This window comes from Ruegeria sp. HKCCD6604, from assembly GCF_013110635.1.
GTDB lineage: Bacteria > Pseudomonadota > Alphaproteobacteria > Rhodobacterales > Rhodobacteraceae > Ruegeria.
The window spans coordinates 1534835-1552277 of the sequence record NZ_WVQW01000001.1 but is presented as its reverse complement, the minus strand read 5'-3'; the positions used below and the strand labels follow the sequence as shown (position 1 = coordinate 1552277).

General features: G+C 57.9%; 16 protein-coding genes and 2 pseudogenes. 8 read left to right on the top strand and 10 right to left on the bottom strand.

What is annotated here, in order from left to right; all coding sequences use genetic code 11:
* Positions 1-6: 6 nt before the first annotated feature.
* On the bottom strand, positions 7-975 hold the full coding sequence (gene iolC / locus GS614_RS07725; protein WP_171169311.1) for a 5-dehydro-2-deoxygluconokinase: 969 nt from the start codon (positions 973-975) through the stop codon (positions 7-9).
* Positions 976-1098: 123 nt separating this feature from the next.
* Here iolC and GS614_RS07720 point away from each other — a divergent pair, with 123 nt between their 5' ends.
* Both GS614_RS07720 and GS614_RS07715 read left to right on the top strand, forming a co-directional pair.
* A complete protein-coding gene (locus GS614_RS07720; RefSeq protein WP_171725879.1) occupies positions 1099-2202 on the top strand; it encodes a Gfo/Idh/MocA family protein in 1104 nt (367 codons plus the stop codon).
* 37 nt (positions 2203-2239) lie between these two features.
* Positions 2240-3373: a Gfo/Idh/MocA family protein gene (locus tag GS614_RS07715; protein WP_171725878.1), complete on the top strand. Its 1134-nt coding sequence runs from the start codon at positions 2240-2242 to the stop codon at positions 3371-3373.
* On the opposite strand, the gene GS614_RS07710 is transcribed toward GS614_RS07715, so the two are convergent.
* Together GS614_RS07710 and GS614_RS07705 are read right to left on the bottom strand one after the other, a co-directional pair.
* Complete coding sequence (locus tag GS614_RS07710) at positions 3374-4372, bottom strand: substrate-binding domain-containing protein (protein WP_171725877.1); 999 nt, start codon at positions 4370-4372, stop codon at positions 3374-3376.
* A 535-nt stretch (positions 4373-4907) separates the two neighbouring features.
* Positions 4908-5909, bottom strand: coding sequence for an AraC family transcriptional regulator (locus tag GS614_RS07705; RefSeq protein ID WP_171725876.1), 1002 nt, complete (start codon positions 5907-5909; stop codon positions 4908-4910).
* Between the two features lie 142 nt (positions 5910-6051).
* Here GS614_RS07705 and GS614_RS07700 point away from each other — a divergent pair, with 142 nt between their 5' ends.
* The 5 genes and pseudogenes from GS614_RS07700 (at position 6052) to GS614_RS07680 (ending at position 11709) form a co-directional block, all read left to right on the top strand.
* The gene (locus GS614_RS07700) at positions 6052-7449 is read left to right on the top strand and encodes an amidohydrolase family protein (RefSeq protein WP_171725875.1); all 1398 of its coding nucleotides are present in this window, start codon (positions 6052-6054) and stop codon (positions 7447-7449) included.
* Positions 7450-7474: 25 nt separating this feature from the next.
* A complete protein-coding gene (locus GS614_RS07695) occupies positions 7475-8239 on the top strand; it encodes a DUF3299 domain-containing protein (RefSeq protein ID WP_171725874.1) in 765 nt (254 codons plus the stop codon).
* Positions 8236-9414, top strand: coding sequence for a carbohydrate porin (locus tag GS614_RS07690; protein ID WP_171725873.1), 1179 nt, complete (start codon positions 8236-8238; stop codon positions 9412-9414). Before GS614_RS07695 ends, GS614_RS07690 begins: the two co-directional genes overlap by 4 nt.
* A gap of 50 nt (positions 9415-9464) precedes the next feature.
* Complete coding sequence (locus GS614_RS07685) at positions 9465-10706, top strand: dipeptidase (RefSeq protein ID WP_171725872.1); 1242 nt, start codon at positions 9465-9467, stop codon at positions 10704-10706.
* Positions 10707-10917: 211 nt separating this feature from the next.
* A pseudogene (locus GS614_RS07680) lies at positions 10918-11709 on the top strand (IS5 family transposase).
* 158 nt (positions 11710-11867) lie between these two features.
* Here GS614_RS07680 and GS614_RS07675 read toward each other — a convergent pair.
* The 3 genes from GS614_RS07675 to GS614_RS07665 are packed head-to-tail and all read right to left on the bottom strand — an operon-like array spanning position 11868 to position 13632.
* Positions 11868-12608, bottom strand: a complete 741-nt coding sequence (locus tag GS614_RS07675) for an SDR family oxidoreductase (RefSeq protein WP_171725871.1) — start codon at positions 12606-12608, stop codon at positions 11868-11870.
* Positions 12609-12636: 28 nt separating this feature from the next.
* Complete coding sequence (locus GS614_RS07670; protein WP_171725870.1) at positions 12637-13464, bottom strand: zinc-binding dehydrogenase; 828 nt, start codon at positions 13462-13464, stop codon at positions 12637-12639.
* 3 nt (positions 13465-13467) lie between these two features.
* Positions 13468-13632 carry a hypothetical protein gene (locus GS614_RS07665; protein WP_171615422.1) on the bottom strand — a complete coding sequence of 55 codons (165 nt, stop codon included), beginning with the start codon at positions 13630-13632 and terminating at the stop codon, positions 13468-13470.
* A gap of 91 nt (positions 13633-13723) precedes the next feature.
* Between GS614_RS07665 and GS614_RS07660 the strand changes: the two genes are divergently transcribed.
* Positions 13724-14560: a LysR family transcriptional regulator gene (locus GS614_RS07660; RefSeq protein ID WP_171725869.1), complete on the top strand. Its 837-nt coding sequence runs from the start codon at positions 13724-13726 to the stop codon at positions 14558-14560.
* Between the two features lie 2 nt (positions 14561-14562).
* On the opposite strand, the gene GS614_RS07655 is transcribed toward GS614_RS07660, so the two are convergent.
* The 4 genes and pseudogenes from GS614_RS07655 to GS614_RS22095 all read right to left on the bottom strand — a co-directional run bounded on the left by GS614_RS07655 (position 14563) and on the right by GS614_RS22095 (position 17044).
* Positions 14563-15258 (bottom strand): SDR family oxidoreductase, encoded by a 696-nt coding sequence (locus GS614_RS07655; protein ID WP_171363995.1) that lies wholly within the window; start codon positions 15256-15258, stop codon positions 14563-14565.
* A gap of 10 nt (positions 15259-15268) precedes the next feature.
* On the bottom strand, positions 15269-15778 hold the full coding sequence (locus GS614_RS07650; protein ID WP_171118949.1) for a nuclear transport factor 2 family protein: 510 nt from the start codon (positions 15776-15778) through the stop codon (positions 15269-15271).
* Positions 15779-15838: 60 nt separating this feature from the next.
* Complete coding sequence (locus tag GS614_RS07645) at positions 15839-16699, bottom strand: alpha/beta hydrolase (protein ID WP_171665999.1); 861 nt, start codon at positions 16697-16699, stop codon at positions 15839-15841.
* Positions 16700-16811: 112 nt separating this feature from the next.
* Positions 16812-17044 (bottom strand): annotated as a pseudogene (locus GS614_RS22095) (helix-turn-helix domain-containing protein).
* Positions 17045-17443 lie beyond the last annotated feature (399 nt).

Here is a 17443-nt window from a genome sequence, read left to right as displayed (position 1 = left end):
ACTCTCCTATGTGGTCGGGCCGGGATGCGAAGCGAGAAACGCGTCCAGTTCTGGTGTCGTTGGCATGGCGGGTGCGCAACCGGGATGCGACACCACGATCGACGCGCAGGCCGAACCGCGCATGACGGCGTCTTTCAGATCGTGCCCCGCCGCGATCGAGGCCAGCAGCCCGGCCATGAAACTGTCGCCGGCCCCGTTGGGTTTGACAGCCGTAACCGGGTAAATACCGGTTCGCAGCTCCTGCCCGTCCACAAAGGTGACAGCACCTTTTTCGCCCATCTTGTAGATGACGATCCGACCCGGCTTTTTGGCAAGTTCCTGCGCTTTGGCAAAACCCTTTTCGATGCCGCCGGCCATGAAACCGAACTCTTCGTCGTTGCCGACGATCAGGTTGCTGGCTTCGCCAGCCCGCGACAGAACTTCGGCAGCCACCTCGGCCGAGGGCCAGCTGTATGGGCGGTAATCGATGTCGAAGATGATCGGCAGGCCTGCGCTCCGGGCGTTCTCGAAGGCCCGGAATGTGGCGCTGCGCGACGGTTCGGACGCAAAGACCGTTCCAGCCGAGATGATTGCCGAGAAAGATGAATAATCGACCCTGTCCATATCCTCTTTGGTGACTTGGAAATCAACGGCCCCGTTGCGATAGATCACATTCTGAAAGTCGTCGATCCGGCTTTCGTACACGGCCAGAGACATGCGGTATTCGCCGCCCAGAACGCGGATATAGGATGTGTCCACACCGTAATGCCGCAACCGGTTCAGACAGAACCGCCCAATCGCATCGTCCGAGACGGACGTAATCAGCGACGCCTCGCTGCCCAACTTGACCAGCCCGGCACAAATATTGGCAGAAGAACCACCAAGGTCGGCATGAAACGTGCTGGCATCCTCGCTTTTGACGCCAATTGGGTCAGCGTACAGGTCCATGCCTGCGCGACCCAGAACGGCGAAGCGGTTTCCTTTGATACCATCCATCAAAGCGCTCAAGTTTTTTCCTCCGGCAGAATGGGTCGGCAAAGTTTGGACCTTGCGTTGAATCGATTCACACGATACTGATTTTGCAACCGGTTGCAAATGATATGTTCGGAGCCGTTGCAGATGCCTGAAATCGGAATTGGAATCGTCGGCGGCGGCTATATGGGCAAGGCCCATTCCGTGGCTATGTCAGCGGTCGGCGCGGTGTTCAACACGGCATTGCGACCCCGGCTCGAGGTCATCTGTGCCTCCAGCCCCGAAAGCGCCCAACGTTACAGGACGGCCTACGGTTTTGACCGAGCGACCGATGATTGGCGGGTATTGGTTGAGGATCCCAGGGTCGAGGCAATTGTCATCGCCTCTCCTCAATCGACACATCGTCGGATTGCCGAAGCAGCTTTTGCACTGGGAAAGTCGGTCTTGTGTGAAAAACCACTGGGCGCATCCCTTGACGACAGTCTGGCCATGGTTGCTGCTGCCGAAGCGTCTGGCGCGGTCAACATGGTGGGGTTCAACTATGTTCGTACACCTGCGACCCAATACGCCCGCCAGCTTATTGCCAATGGTGAAATCGGGGATATCACCTGGTTCCGGGGGGAGCACACCGAGGATTTCTATGCCGACCCGCACGCTCCTGCCTCTTGGCGTACGACGGGCATGGCCAATGGCACCATCGGAGATCTGGCGCCGCATATGGTCAACGGTGCATTGGCGCTGGTTGGTCCGATCGCGCAAGTGATGGCGGATGTTGAAACGGTTCACAAAACCCGACCGGGCGGTGAGGTGACAAATGACGACCATGCCCAGATGATGTGCCGTTTTGAAAATGGCGTTATGGGCAACCTGTATTTCAGCCGCGTCGCGACGGGGCGAAAAATGGGCTATGCTTATGAAATATCGGGAACAAAGGGCGCGATCCGCTTCGATCAGGAAGACCAGAACGCGCTGTGGCTGTATAAGCGGGAAGGGCCCGAAGCCACGCGCGGGTTTGCCAAGATCCTGACCGGCCCGGCGCATCCGGATTACGAGCCCTTCTGCCAGGGTCCGGGCCACGGAACGGGCTATCAGGACCAGATCATTATCGAGGCCAAAGACTTTCTTCAGGCCATCCACACCGGAAAAGCCACCTGGCCCACCTTTCGCGACGGGCATGAGGTCAACCGCGTGCTTGCTGCCGCCCTGGCGTCGTCAGAACAGCGGCAGTGGAAAGACATCCGCGATTTCTGATCGCTCAACCTAAAAGTTCTAATGAGAGACAATGACCATGGCTAAGTTGAGATGGGGCATGATCGGTGGTGGTGAAGGCAGCCAGATTGGCCCCGCGCACCGCTTGGGGGCACAGGCTGACGGGCTGTTTGAATTTGCCGCTGGCGCGCTGGATCACCGGCCCGAAGCGGGCCGGGAATACGCGCAGCGATTGGGCGTTGCGGCCGATCGCGCCTATGGCGACTGGCAAGAGATGCTGGCAGGCGAGAAAGACCGTGAAGACCGGGTTGACCTGGTGACCATCGCCACACCCAATTCGACCCATTTCGAGATTGCCAAGGCGTATCTTGAAGCAGGCTTCAATGTCCTGTGTGAAAAGCCGATGACCATGACCGTGGAAGAGGGTGAGGAAATAGTCCGCGTCGCCGAAGCATCGGGAAAGATCTGCGCGGTGAACTACTGCTATTCGGCCTATCCCATGGTGCGTCAAGCCCGCGCGATGGTGCGCGCGGGCGAAATCGGACAGGTGCGTCTTGTGGTGACCAATTTTAGCCATGGCCACCACGGGGATGCCACCGATGCCGACAATCCGCGTGTGCGGTGGCGCTATGACCCTGCGATGGCAGGGGTTTCCGGGCAGTTCGCCGATTGCGGTATCCATGCCCTGCATATGGCCAGTTTTATCTGCGATGACGAGGTGAAGACGCTTTCGGCCGATATGGCCTCAACGATCGCAAGCCGGGAACTGGAAGACGATGCAATGATCAACTTCCGTATGCAAGGCGGCACGGTCGGGCGTCTTTGGACATCCTCAGTGGCGATCGGGCGCCAGCATGGTTTTGACATACAGGTCTTTGGCGAAACCGGCGGTTTGCGCTGGGCGTCAGAGCAACCCAACCAGTTGATCTATACCCCGGTCGGTGGGCGCACCCAGATCATCGAAAAGGGCGAGGGGGGTCTGCATGATGAAGTGCAGCGCCTGTCTCGGGTCGCCATCGCGCACCCCGAGGGGTTCCCGCTGGCCGTAGCCAATATCTATTGCGATCTGGCGGATGCAATCCGCGGTGAAAGCCGGGATGGGCTGCCCAACGCGGCGGATGGCGTGCGATCGATCGCCGCGGTCCACGCGGCTGTTGCGTCGGGCAAAGCAGATGGTGCCTGGCAGGACGCGCGCCCGCCGATGTTCCGCTGATCAGGGGCAGGGCCGCAACGTGCCCCGCTCGACCACCCGGCAGGGGAAAATCCGCGCCTCGGGGTAGCGGTCGGGCGTTTTCAGCATCTCTTCCACCAGATCGACCGACGAGGTGATGATCTGCTTGATCGGCTGATGGATGGTGGTCAGGTTGATATATTCCCAGCGCGACATCTCCATGTCGTTCAGGCCGATGACCCCGATGTCAGAACCCGGTTTCAGCCCGTGATCAGCCAGCGCCGACAGCGCCCCGATCGAAAGGATGTCGTCGCCGCAGAAATAGGCCTGCGCCGGGTCACCGGCCAGCAGGCGCAGCATCTCGACCCGCCCCGCTTCGAAGGAATAGGCCCCGGCGAAGGATTGGCTGACCGGAATCTGCGGATGGTTGGCCATTTCTTCGATAAAGCCCCGCTGCCGGTCCAGCGACGAGGTCGCATCGACCGGTCCGCCCATATAGCCCACGCTGGCATAGCCCCGCGCGACCAGCTCGCGCGCGGCCATGCGCCCGCATTCCACATTGTCGATCCCGACCACATGCACCTCGGGCGAGGTCGCCGACCGTCCGAACGTATGCACCACCGGCACACCCGCGTCGTGGAACGCCTTGGCAAAGCTGGGCGGCAGGGTTGACGAGGCGACGATCACCGCATCCACCGAATATTGCCGCAGCATGCGTACGGAATTGGCGGGCTCGGTCTCGTCCGTCAGGTTCACGATCAGCGGGCGCAGGCCGCGTTCCTGTAAGGCGCGTGTAAACTGGTCGAAGACTTCCAGAAAGATCGGGTTGTGAAAGTTGTTCGAAATCAACCCGATCAGCTTGGTGCGCCCGGTCGTCAGCGACGAAGCCAGAGCATTGGGGCTGTAGCCCAGCTCACGGGCCGCCTTTTCAACCTTGCTGCGCGTTTTTGCGGAAACCGAGGCACCTTCGGTAAAGGTGCGCGAAACGGCGGACCGTGACACGCCAGCCAAGGCGGCCACGTCTTTCAGGGTCACACTCACGCTGCGGGACTCCGATAACAGCGAGGCAGGAAAACAGGTAAGTTTGGCATTGCCCCAGCATTATGCATCATCGACCTGAACTTGCAACCGGTTGCAACGCCACCACGTCGATTCAACCGTGTTTGAGCGTCGAAATTCAGAAGGCAAAAAGGTGGGTGATGAGACACTCGAACTCCTGACATCTTCAGCATAACCGAAGCGCATTTTCCAATCCGCAGATGCACCCAAGCGCCGTCTTGCACTGCCGCCAAGGGCACAGGTTCCCGGAGATGCCCGGTGCTGTCAGCGATTTGAAGTTGCACAAACTGCGGAACGGTTCAAGGGCATATCCTTTCCTGCCGCTTTCAAGATCACGTCCGATCGAGCCGCAACAGGCATGCGTGACGGCGCACGCGTTGCCGAAAGGGTCTTCGGGCAATTGCTTTTTCAACCCTTGGTTTTGATCCATGAACGAGGCGCAAATCATGGCCATCCCTTGGTGGACACACATGAAAGAGGCAGTGGAACGCCAACCCGCCCATTCGCAGCGCAGGTGCTATCCAAGGCGGAATTTGGTTGGCGTCACACCGGTCTGGCTTCGAAAAAACCGAGTGAAGTGGGACTTGTCGGAATCGCCAAGCATGAGGCCGATCTCGGCAACTGTCATTTTGCTTTCTCTGAGGTGCTCCTTGGCGACATCGACCCGCAGACGCCTTACCTCTCGGGGAAGTGTTGTCTGATGTTTCTGAAGTGCTTTCAGGAACCGCTCGGGCTGGATACCCAGCAATCCGGCCACAACCTCCGGCCCCAGCTCTGACTCATCCAGTTTTCCACGCAGGACAGACCGCAAAGCGGCCACCACGGTGACGTCTTCATTGTGCCGAATCGTGGCCGGCGGCGCTTCGGACTCCTCTGCCGCATGGTGTAGAAACAACCATTCCACAGGAAAACTGATCTGCATTCCGGGGTTGGGTCCAAGGCCGACCTCGATGCCTTTGTAACCGCGTGGCAAGCCAAGGATGTATCTGCTTTCCCATCGCACCCGGGACGGATCCCACGCATTTCCCACCACGCTTTGCAACAGGCGCACATAGATTGCAGCTCCAAACCCGGTAACCTGAACGGGCGGAACGGTTGGTTCTTGTTGCCGCGCGATCCGATAGATCGCTTTGTCTGCTTCCACGACAAGACTGTGCCGGACGGCGTTGGACTCTTGTGGAACAAGCCTTACGAACCGGGCAAAAAACTCGAACAGAGTGTTCGAGGATTGCAGCGACCGAGCGAATGGCGGCCATCCTTGCAGGTCAAATGTCTCTCCTACATTCAGGCCAAGGTATCGATCCCCTGACAAATCTGAGAAGGCATTCAACAGACCATAGACCAGTTCTGAGTGGACATAGACAGATGGGTCGGACAGCAGGTCGGCCTTCAAGCCGACCTGATCCAAGGCCGGTTGCGGATTGATCCTGCGGTCGGTGAGATATTGCAGAAACGGGGCGGCCAGCGCGAGGCGGATAAAGCCTTCGCTATGCGCTTCAGAAGTGGAGCTGAGTGGCACGCCCGTCACCCTTGTTTAAACCAATGGTTTCGTTCAGTGGCCTTTTTTGCGGTCACATTCGCACATGTTAATCCAAAAGTGGCAACCCGCCCAAGAGTTTTCGGACTACGTTCGGTAAAACGTGAATGTGAAGGGAAGACCTATGACCAACATGCGAATATCCCTTTGCCCGGCGGTAATGGTCGCGGCAGTTTTTGGTTTTTCGGTGGCTGCGCAGGCTCAGGATCAAGAAGATCCTCAAACGCTGTTCACCAATGTGCACGTCTTTGATGGCGTGAATGAGCAACGTATCGAGAATGCCAGCGTATTGGTCGAGGGCAACCTGATTAAGGCCGTATCAACTGAAGTGATTGATGCCCCCAATGCTACGGTTATTGACGGAGAAGGGCGGACACTGCCCCCCGGCTTCATCGAAAATCATGCACACCTGATGCTGCCAGGACCCACGTTGCCCGCAATGGAAGCCAACAGCACTTGGGAAGACCTCGCGATTCACGGCACTCAAATGGCTGAGATGTACTTAATGCAAGGCTTTACCACCGTAAGAGATGCAGGTGGCGCTAATGGAGGGCTTCGCCGCGCAATCGACACCGGGACTATTGTCGGGCCGCGTTTCTACCCTGCGGCTGCTTTTCTAAGTACGCGTGGTGGCCATGCTGATTTCGCCAACTTTACAGCACCTGTTGGCCAGTCTTCAAATTTCAGCCGTCTGAATATGGCCCAAGAAGTCGACAGTGTCTCCGAAATGTACAAGTTTGCTCGTAACAACTTTCGGATGGGAGCAACACAACTGAAGTACATGCAATCAGGCGGTGTAGTTTCAGTGTTTGACCCGTGGCAGTTGTTGGCTGGATCGACGGCAGAGTTAGAAGCGGCCGTGCAGGTTGCCAACGAATACGAAAGCTACGTCATGGCCCATTCCTACCGCAAGGAAACGATCATGGCGGCACTGAATGCTGGTGTGCGATCAATTGAACACGGGTTCATGTTTGATTGTGAAATATCAGCGCTGATGGAAGAGAAAGGAGCCTACATCACAACCAATCTCACGGCATTTGATCCAAATCTCTTCGATATTCCTGCCATTCGAGATGTCCCAGCCAGCTTACGAAAGGCACAGTCCGCCACGCAGGCTTTCGGCGACTACATAAAAAACATGAATGATTGCCCAGCTAAAAGAGGGTTTCACACGGATTGCGTAGGTTCTGTAGCTGCCTGCAATATTCAAATTGCCTATGAAAAACATCTCAATAATGAGTTCTTTGGCTCTCACGCATCGTTGGTCGCAATGACATCTACTGGCGGTGAAATCGCCGCTTTGTCCGGACCGTTCATGAGCCCCTATCCCGAGGGCAATCTGGGCGTTATCGAGGAAGGGGCCTATGCTGATATCCTGCTGATCGACGGAAACCCACTTGAAGACTTTTCCGTCGTTGGAACCGGGGATCAATGGTTTGGCGCCGACCCGAGGCCGGAAAGCCCGGAAACGATCCGACTGATTATGAAGGACGGTGTGATATACAAGAACACACTGGACTGACCCAAATAACGGTTGGAGAGATTTGATGTTCTCTTGGTTTCGCGCCGCAGTTTTCGCTGGCTTTGTCCTGAGCGGTCATTCCGCAATGGCAACGCCCCATGCGACGCTTGACTGGTCTGACCTTCCGGACCCGTCGGTGCAGGTGTTCGATGACCCTTATCGTGATCTGAGCCCTGAACAGTTTGACGATGTCCTCTTCGTCGTGCGCTTGCGCGGCAGGTTGCAGCAGGATGTCGGCAGCGTTGAGGAAAGACAGAAATGGCAAGAGCTTCTGACCGAGACTGAAGACGCCTTGGCCGAGGGTGGCGTTGATGTCGACTGGCTGCTCGATCAGCGAGAGGCTGTGAAAGAGCGGCGAAGAAAGGCAGGAACAAACGGAAATCCGCAACTCGATGGCCAGAGTGTTACGCTGACAGGCTTTGCCATTCCCGCGCCGAACGATCCGGACGGGCGAGCGGTTGCATATTTGGTGCCAGAACGCGGGATGTGCAGCCACATGCCCCCGCCTCCGCCCAATCAGATGATCCGGGTGCGGTTGAACGGCGACTGGGCCCCCAGTTACTTCCATGAACCCGTTCGGCTCAAAGGTAGGCTGACGATTGAACCCTCGGTTCAGAACATGATGGTCGTGGATGGGCTTGTGCCGATGAATGCAACCTTCAAATTGGAGACGGACAGCGTTGAAACGCTGGAAACCAAGGCCGACGGTCTGGAATGGCGGCAGCGTGCAGCCGATCGCGCCCGAGCCGCTGGCAATCGTAAAACTGGCGGCGCAAAGGCGTCGGAATGATAAGGCGCCTTGTTGCCGCATTGAGTATTGCCTGCGCGGGTACAGCGTCTGCCCAGGGGTTGTCCGGGCCTTCTTCGGTCGAGGCCGAGCTTAAACCTGGCGATGGCCTGACCGATCCGCAATACCGTTCCGAATTTCCGCGCAACATCGCGCCGGGTTGGTTTCGGTGGAAAGATCGGCTGGCTGAGGGTGGATTTCGGTTCAACGTGGATTACCTGGCGTTGGGTCAATCCACGAACGCCGATTTGGGAGCTGGTGAAGCCGCTAGTGGAATCGCTCGCGTCTACGGCAGTTGGCAGGCAACCGAGCGGGGTTCATTGACATTCAAAATCGAAGATCGGCACGGATACACCGATGTTGCCCCGCAAGTCCTTGGGCTGGACGGAGGCGCATTGTCGATCACCGGGACAGCCTTCAACGACAATGGTTTGTTGCTGACCAACCTGTTTTGGACCCAAAGGGCCGAGAACGGCGCGTGGACGCTGCAAGTCGGCCAGATTGATGTGACGGACTTTGTGGATATCTATGGGTTGGTCAGCCCCTACAGCGGGTTCCAAAACCTGTCTTTCAACACCAACCCGACAATCAACACGCCCAACCAGGGAATTGGTATTGCCGGTGGGATAAAGCTGAGCGAAAACTTCTACGCCGTTGCCAGCGTTGCAGACGCAAACGCCGATCCGTCTGATCCAAGTCTTGACGTGTTCAGCGACGGCAATCTCTTCAAATCTTTTGAGATTGGTTACACTTCGGGCTTTGATCGCATCTATTTCGACAATGTCCATTTGACCCTCTGGCATGCAGATGCGGCCGACGATGGCAGCCGTGCAGAAGATTATGGCGCCGTGTTGTCCGCGGCTTGGTTTGTCGACAACAAATGGATGCCGTTCGTTCGGGCAGGGGCGTCGAAAGGCACGGCAGCGCTGTATGATCGTTCGGTTTCTGCCGGGCTGGGTTATTACGGTCGAAACACCGATCTGGCCGGTTTGGGTTTGAACTGGGCCGAAGCAAGAAACATCGACGGCGATCAGTTCACGCTGGAAGCATTCTATCGCTTTTCAATCTCACCCGGGCTGCAAATCACGCCGTCACTGCAGTTCATCTCCAATCCGCTGCTGAACCCCAATCAGGATAGTATCACATTGTTCAGCCTGCGAACCCGGATCGTTTTTTGATGCGGCTCGAAAGCAGCAACTCACCCGAAGCCAATTTGGGAGGCTCAGTCATGAAAACTTTGTTGGCCGCAAGCGCCATTGCAATCGTATCCGGTGCCGCGCTGCACGCGAGCGAGGAAAGCAAGACATGGGATGCGTCGGATGAAGCAAAGCAATTTGTGAAGGACACAATCGTGCTTGGCATGTTGGCCAGCCCCTACGGCACCGGCTGGACTGAAGACGAACAGCTGCACACTTACTTCGCGCGGGCTCGGGACAACGGAATAACAGGTCATGAGATGACGCTGGCCGCAGCGGATATGTCTTTTGAAACCTTTCTTGATCAGCACTACCACTTCCGGTCGGCGATGGCGCAACAGCCAGAGAATTACCTGATCGTGAATGAAACCCGCGATATCGAAGCCGCCCAATTACAAGGCAAGACGGCGGTCATCTGGAACAGCCAGACGGCGACGATTCTGGATGGCGACCTGAGGAAGATGGCGTTGCTCAAGGATATGGGGATCAAGAGTATGATCCTGGCCTACAACGATATCTTCCGCACCGGGTCGGGGCAGTTGGCGGCCTATAACGGGCGCGATATCGGTCTGACCCCTTGGGGCAAGTCAGTGATCGATGAAATGGTGCGTTTCGGCATCCTTCTGGACCTGAGCCACACGGGTTCCAAAACGGCCAACGACGCCATGGACTACATGGACGAAAACTTTCCCGGCGTGCCTTATGTCTACACGCATTCGGTTCCTGCCGGGCTTTACGCAAACGAACCCGGTGCGACGCCACGCGGGTGTTATCGGGCCATTCCCGACGACGAGGCCCTGCGTGCGGCCAAATCGGGCGGCTATGTTTCTCCGACATTCACTGAATGGATGATGGACGGCGTTTGGCCTGAAGATATCTCACCCAAGCAAGCCGCCGACATGATCGACTACTATGTCCAACTTGTTGGGGTCGACCACGTTGGGATCGCCACCGACGACATGTTCTCGACCGAATTGGTTGTGCAGTTCGCGACTGCAAACGCAAGCATGTATGATGATGGCGGCTACATGATCGACGCGTTCAACAAAGGGGCGACCGGCAACGGTGAGCTGGCCAAAATCCTTGCGGCAATCACCGATGATCTCTGGGCAAGGGGTTATTCCGATGAAGACCTCGAAAAGATTTATGGCGGCAACAAGATGCGGGTTTACGCGCAAGTTTGGGAAGGCAAGCCCCCCGAACAATTTCTGAAAGAATACCCCGAGCGTTTGCGTCTCAGACAGGAACTGCGAGAAGGGTTTTATTTGCGATAGACTTTCAGGACCGGCATCAATGATGATTGGCCCCGGATGCGGAACAGCGCAGGAATTTTTGGGGAAAGGCTGGTGGGTGATGAGAGATTCGAACTCCCTTCGGATTGTTAAAAACGATGCCTTACGGGCGCACTCTAAGGTCAGGACCCATTGATTTGGTTGCCGTCGCCTTGGCTGCGTGCTTCAAGCTGCTGAGTTTCAGAGGTGTATCATGAGCAACCTTTTCTGGCTGACTGACGAACAGATGGCGCGTTTACGGCCCTACTTTCCGAAAAGCCATGGCAAGCCGCGAGTGGATGACCGACGTTTGCTGAGCGGGATTATTTTTATCAAGCGCAATGGGTTGCGGTGGTCTGATGCGTCTCGCGAATATGAGCCGCCAAAGACGCTGTACAACCGTTGGAAGCGGTGGAGCGATATGGGTGTGTTCGCTCGGATCATGATGGGGCTCGCTGCGGAGGGAACCGATCACAAGACCCTCATGATCCCCTCCCGGGACATTGCTGCGTATTGCCCTGACGGGCAGTGGACGCAACCTACCTCAAAGCACACCGCACGGCCTCCAGCCTGCGGTTGAAAAAAGGGGCGTGAAAGACTGATCGGTCGCACCAAGGGCGGCATGAACACCAAACTGCATGCCATCACTGACAGCGTCGGTCGCCTTCTTCGGTTCTTTATCTCCGCTGGCCAAGTGAGCGATTACACGGGCGCCAGGGTTCTGGTGAACAGTCTGCCTTCGGCTGACTGGCTGTTGGGAGATCGCGGATACTATGCCGACGGGTTCAGAGAAGCCATAGTAGACAAGGGATTAAATCCGTGCATCCCAGGCCGCAAATCACGCGGCAAGCCTGCCCGGTAGGACAAGCGCCGCTACAAACGACGAAATAGGATTGAAATCATGTTCGGACGCCTGAAGGACTGGTGCCGTGTCGCCACTCGGTATGACAGACGCCCGAAGATCTCCCTCTCAGCAAGCGCTCTCGCGGCAACCGTTCTGTCTTAGCTGTAACTCAATGAGCCGGGAGCCTAAGAAATTGCGCCTGCGCTTGCGTTCGGCCCAACTTGCGCACCGCCTTCAAACGATTTGCCAGCTTTGACCAAAGCCAGACCAAAGGCTGTTTTGGGCAGGCTGTGTTCTTTACGCCAGACTTGGGTCAGGCGTCAATCGCGTACAAGATGGCCTCCATCCACATCCAGAACGGAGCCGGTTAGAAACCTGTTCGTCATCGCCATGATCACGGCTTGCGCGATGTCCTCGGACTCTCCGACGCGTCCCACAGGCAGGCTGCCACCAACCTGCGCATACATGCCTTCACGTGCCTCTTCCGACATTGCGGCATAGGCTTCGGTTGCGACCATGCCGGGGCTGATGCAATTCACCCGCGCCCGTCCGGACAGCTCCAGCGCCAACCCCTTCGCCAACGCCTCGACCGCGGCATTTACGGCGCCGAGGCCCGTGGCCCCGGCGGATGGGCGACGGCTGAGCACACCGGAAAAGAATGTGATGGAGCCGCCTTTGACCAACACGGGCAACACTTCGCGCGCAGCCAAATAGGGGCCGAAAAACTTGGCCTCGAACATGGCGCGCAGATCGTCTGTGGGCAGATCGGTGAACGCACCATGCGCAGCACTTGAGGCTGAGATCACCAGGTGATCCACCGGGCCCAGTACACCAGCCCATGATCTCACGCCGGTCTCATCGGTTGTATCGACCGGTGCGATCTGCACCCCGCCGCCGATCTCGTCTGCCGCCGCATGCAGCTTGGCAGCACTGCGGCTTGCAATTGTGATCTTTGCCCCGAGGGCGGTGGCCATCTTTGCTGTTGCCTTCCCCATACCACTGCTACCGCCGACAATGACAATGTGCTTGCCTTTCAGGGCGGCTTCGAAAACCGTGCTCATTTCTATGGCTCCTTTTTTGTTGGATTGATCAGTCGGTACTCAGCACCAGCTTGCCCGTGGTTTCACCGGCTTCCAGTCGGCGGTGCGCCTCGGCGGCTTGAGCAATGGGCAGGGCGGTGACCTGCGGGCGCAGAATTCCCGTCTCAAGCACATCAAACACTGTGGCCATATCCGCGCTAAACTGATCGGGGCGATTGACGAAATAGGTGTATATATCGCTGACACGGACCGAGACGGATTTCTGGAAGTGCTTCGCCAAGTCCTTGGCAAAACTGCCTGCGGGCGGACCGGCAAGAAACCCGAACAGAACGGCGGTACCCAGAGGCGCCAGCACATCGAGATCTGATTTCAGAGACTCTCCGGAAACCGGGTTCAGCGTCAGGTCCACGCCGCACCCGCCGGTGATTTCCATCACTCGCTCGGTGACGTTCTCAGTGCGATAATCAATGACGTGATCGGCACCTTGATCTTTGGCATACCCAACCTTGTCGGTGCTGGTCGAGGCGATCACCGTCATGCCCAGATGTTTCGCGATCTGTAGGACCATAGGCCCTACGCCCCCGGCTGCCGCGTGAACCAGCACGGATTTGCCAGCCATTGCGCCACCCAAATTGACCAGCATGTGATAGGCGGTCATCCCGTTGACAGGGATAGCGGCCGCGGTTTCGAAGTCCACCGATTCAGCCAGCCGGGTGACATAGGGCGCTGCGATCACCGAATGGGTCCCGTATCCACCGGCACCAATCGGCCCTATCCATGCCACGCGGTCCCCTACACAGAAGCCTTCGGCTCCCTCACCCAGCGCCTCTACAATTCCGGCCCCCTCGACACCGGGTACATGAGGCAGATCGGGCATCCTTCACTCGGGCATCTCACCGCGACGGATGATCGTGTCGATGAAGTTGACCGCCCCGGCCTTGTTGCGGATCAGGGTTTCCCCGGCATCGGGGGTCGGGGCCGGCCTGTTGGTCTTGCGCAAAACGTTCGGTTTGCCGGTCTGGGTGATATCAATGGCGAAAGGCATGAGCTGTCTCCTTCTGTTGCGCAGAAGGTAGAGGTCACGTCATCGGAAGATAATAGTTGATATCGGAAGATATAATCCCAAAAATAGGATAATGATTTATAACGACCTTGTCCTGTTTACTGTCGTCGCCAACCATCTTAGCTTTTCCAGGGCTGCGGACCGCCTGGGTATACCCCTCAGCCGGGTCAGCCGAAGGATTGCAGAGTTGGAAGGCCATCTCGGCACCAAACTGTTCGAGCGGACAACCCGCCAGGTTCGCCTGACGGAAGAGGGCCGCCGCCTTCTGGATCGATGCCAGGACCCGATTGAGTCGTTGCAGGGTATTGCGGGTTTTACCGACGATACCAGACGCCAGAGCATCCACATTACGGCGCCTCCGTTGGCCGCGCGCACGACCATTGGCCCTCGGCTGTTGGATTTTGCGGAGCAGAATCCGGATGTGGCACTTGAGGTGACCACGACCAACATCATGTTGGATTTCTTTCGCGACAATATCGACCTAGCCTTTCGGGTCGGCCCGTTGACAGATTCCAGCCTTGTCGCGAAACGGCTCTGGTCGGTTCCCTATTGCTTTTGTGCGGGACAGGGCTTCATTCGGGAGCGTGCGTTGGACGGGCCGATATACAGACCGGACTTTCTTGCTTTGCCCGCCCTGACAGCTGGTCAGCCCTGGGTGCTTGAGAGCGGGGAAACTCTGCAACCGAAGCACACCGCGCACAGTTTAACGGACCTTGATGTCATTGCTCAGGCGGCCCGCCGCAACCTGGGTGTCGCGATGCTGCCTTTGGATATGGTGGACGGAGACCTGCAACGGCTTGAGGTCACGGACACTATCCCTTTGACGCGGGATTTGTTCGCAGTCTATCCCAGTCGTCGCCTTTTGCCCGCGCGGGTGAGGAAGCTGATTGATTTTATGGCGCCCGGATAAACCTACCAATCAATTGCAACGCCGTCGCGAAAGAACCCTCCGGTCGGGCCGCCTTTCGGCAAGGTCGCGGCCCAGACAACGCCCTTGGCACCCTCAGAAATCGGACGTCCTCCGCCGCCCATATCTGTTGCGACCCAACCGGGGCACACGGCGTTAACGAGAATGCCCTGAGGTTTCAACGCGGCGGCGGTCTTGAGGGTTAGCGCGTTCAAAGCCGCTTTGGAAACGCCGTAACCGGGTGTGCCGGCGGACATGCTGTTCAGCGACCCCGCGCCAGATGAGACGTTGACGATCCGGGCATCCGTGCCGCGTTGCAACAGTGGCACCGCCGCAATCGTGGTATCCCAAGGGCCGAAAAGGTTCGTATCAAACGCGCGGCGAACCCGATCCAGATCGGCGAGGTGGACCTGTTGGTCGGTGTCATAGTCCACACCCGCATTGTTCACCAGAACATCAAGACGACCGTAGCTAGGTTCAACCATCAAAAAGAAGGCGGCAGCGACAGAGTCCGGACTTGAGACATCCAATTCCAAGGCTTCCGCCCCATATCCGATTTCATCCGCAGCAGCCTGCCCTTTTGACAGATCGCGCGCACCCATCAAAACCTTCATCCCGTGGTCTCGGGCCAATTGACGGGACACTTCTTTACCAATACCGCGATTGGCGCCGGTCACGAGTGCGATGCGCTGACTGGTCATGTTGCTTCCCTCAATTCGCCTCGGCAGCGCGCTGGCCGGCAAGGGTCACCAGACCACGATCTCCGGTTTCCCAAAGTGCCGTCATTGTCATCGAAGTAACGACCCAACGGTCGTCTGATTTCTCCAAGATATAGTCATAGCGGCCACCCAGCACCCACAAGTCTTTACCAAGGCGATGGGTTGCTGTGAAATCAGCCTGTGCCGTGGCGGATGTATCGGACAGAGAGGTGATCGTGTGATTGGTCACCATATGATGCGTCGCGTCGAAACCGGGCAGAAAGGCGGACCATCCCGCCACAAGCTCATCAGCGGGTTGTGTAACCGGGTCTCCGCCCCAGAGGCTGGTGTAATCCGTCGTGACGGTATCGGCAAACGCGTCGCGCACGCGGGCCCAGTCGTGGCGGTCTGCGCCTGCCGCGATATCGGTGATTGCGGTCGAGATGCCTGCCTGTGGTTCGGCGAAAGCTGCGGTTCCGATCATGGAGACGGCAGCAAGAGTCGATGTGAGTTTTCTATGCATGGGGATGCTCCGAATAGATGAGGGTGGACGCCGAACGACTGCTCGGTGTCCAGACAGGGCTTAGTTGCTCGAACCGGCGCGGAAGTGGTCAGCGACGGTATCGGCCGCGCGGGTGACATCCTCGGGGTTGTCGTAGAAATCGAACTGCGTGACATCCTCCAGCCATTGCGCGGTCGCATCGCCTGCGAAACCGGCAAGAAAGGTCTGTACGCCTTGTGGGATCGCCGCGCTTTCCGAGTGCACAATGGCCAGTGGCTTGTCCAAACGCTGCGGATTGTCGGCGGGGTGATAGGTCAGCACGCCCTCGGCACCTTCGGGGCCTGCGGCAGGAATGATCTGACCCCCTGCGGCCTCGGCAGCGTGGGACACCTCGATCAGCACAGCAACACCGTCTGCGCCGCCACAAACCGCCTCGACGATCTCTTCATTCTGCAACCATGGTGCAACCAAGCCCAGCCGCTGAACCAGCGGGTTGCCGGAAACCGCATCGACCATGTAGCCAGCCGAGGCGCAGATCCCCAGACCGTTGATGTGATCGGCGTCCACTTCGGGCAGGGTCGCGACGAATGCGAGGGCAGCTTTGATGTCCGATGTCTTGGCCTCGGGGCTTTCGATGAAGCGCACGTTGTTCGGCAGATCGCCCGATTTGCCCCAACCGCGGAAATCAAAGGTGAAGGCAGCAAAGCCGCGCTCGGCCATCTCGCGGGCATAGTTGGCGGGCATCTGTTCCTGAACCGAGGTCCAGGCCCCGGTCACGACGACCGTCGGCAGCGGTTCAGATCCGCGCTCTTCCGGCAGGTACAGTGTGCCGGACAGGGTGGCGCCTTCGTTCTGGAAGGTAACGGGGCGGGTTTCAACCTGCGCGACGGCGGCCGTCGACGCCATAAGCGCTGCGGCGGTGTTCAAAGCGAGGGTGTTCATGGCGTATCTCCCAAAATCTGTCTGGATGGGCATAAGCCCGATGACACCTGAGATACGCTGTCGACGGCAGGGATACTTGCACCGGACTGCCGCGTTTTTGAAAGATTCTGCTTCAGACGGCATTCGCCGCGCGGAATGCGCGGGGGGTCTGCCCTACTACCTGTTTGAAACTGCGCGTGAAATGCGCCTGATCTGAGAACCCGCAGGCCATGGCGATATCCCCAGAGGGCGCGCCGGGTCTTCCATCATCTTCATCGCCTGCTCGACCCGGTAGGCCATGACATATTGCATGGGTGTCGAGCCCAGCGTCTCCTTGAAAACCCGCGCGAAATGCGAGGGGCTCATGCCCGCCTCGGTCGCCATCTGATCGACGGTGATCGTCTGATCCAAACGGTCCTGCACATAGGTCAGCACCCGTTGATAGTACTGAGAGGTAAAGCGCGCGGACAGCTCGACCTCTTCAGCGCGGCGTTTGCCGTATTTCTGCATCAGCTTGACCAGAAATACCCGGCTCATGGCTTCGAACATTACCGCAGATGACATATCGTCCGTTGCCAGCGCATCGCGCAAAATGACGCCTGCAGCACATAGGTCAGGGTCGGAAAACTGCGGCTGGTCGTGAAACTGCTCCGGCGCCAACAGCATACCGAGTTCCGACTGTGCAAAGCGCTGGACTTTGTCCGGATGCAAGGTGATCACGATCACGTCAGACTGTCCGTACCACCGCCAACCTGACCGCATGCC

Excerpts from the sequence above, each read along its gene's own strand:
- GS614_RS07650 (WP_171118949.1), bottom strand. The coding sequence starts at position 15,778 with ATGCATAGAAAACTCACATCGACTCTTGCTGCCGTCTCCATGATCGGA.
- GS614_RS07665 (WP_171615422.1), bottom strand. The coding sequence starts at position 13,632 with ATGCCTTTCGCCATTGATATCACCCAGACCGGCAAACCGAACGTTTTG.
- GS614_RS07720 (WP_171725879.1), top strand. The coding sequence starts at position 1,099 with ATGCCTGAAATCGGAATTGGAATCGTCGGCGGCGGCTATATGGGCAAG.
- GS614_RS07670 (WP_171725870.1), bottom strand. The coding sequence starts at position 13,464 with ATGCCCGATCTGCCTCATGTACCCGGTGTCGAGGGGGCCGGAATTGTA.
- GS614_RS07660 (WP_171725869.1), top strand. The coding sequence starts at position 13,724 with ATGATTTATAACGACCTTGTCCTGTTTACTGTCGTCGCCAACCATCTT.
- iolC (WP_171169311.1), bottom strand. The coding sequence starts at position 975 with ATGGATGGTATCAAAGGAAACCGCTTCGCCGTTCTGGGTCGCGCAGGC.
- GS614_RS07700 (WP_171725875.1), top strand. The coding sequence starts at position 6,052 with ATGACCAACATGCGAATATCCCTTTGCCCGGCGGTAATGGTCGCGGCA.
- GS614_RS07685 (WP_171725872.1), top strand. The coding sequence starts at position 9,465 with ATGAAAACTTTGTTGGCCGCAAGCGCCATTGCAATCGTATCCGGTGCC.
- GS614_RS07645 (WP_171665999.1), bottom strand. The coding sequence starts at position 16,699 with ATGAACACCCTCGCTTTGAACACCGCCGCAGCGCTTATGGCGTCGACG.
- GS614_RS07655 (WP_171363995.1), bottom strand. The coding sequence starts at position 15,258 with ATGACCAGTCAGCGCATCGCACTCGTGACCGGCGCCAATCGCGGTATT.
- GS614_RS07675 (WP_171725871.1), bottom strand. The coding sequence starts at position 12,608 with ATGAGCACGGTTTTCGAAGCCGCCCTGAAAGGCAAGCACATTGTCATT.
- GS614_RS07715 (WP_171725878.1), top strand. The coding sequence starts at position 2,240 with ATGGCTAAGTTGAGATGGGGCATGATCGGTGGTGGTGAAGGCAGCCAG.
- GS614_RS07695 (WP_171725874.1), top strand. The coding sequence starts at position 7,475 with ATGTTCTCTTGGTTTCGCGCCGCAGTTTTCGCTGGCTTTGTCCTGAGC.
- GS614_RS07690 (WP_171725873.1), top strand. The coding sequence starts at position 8,236 with ATGATAAGGCGCCTTGTTGCCGCATTGAGTATTGCCTGCGCGGGTACA.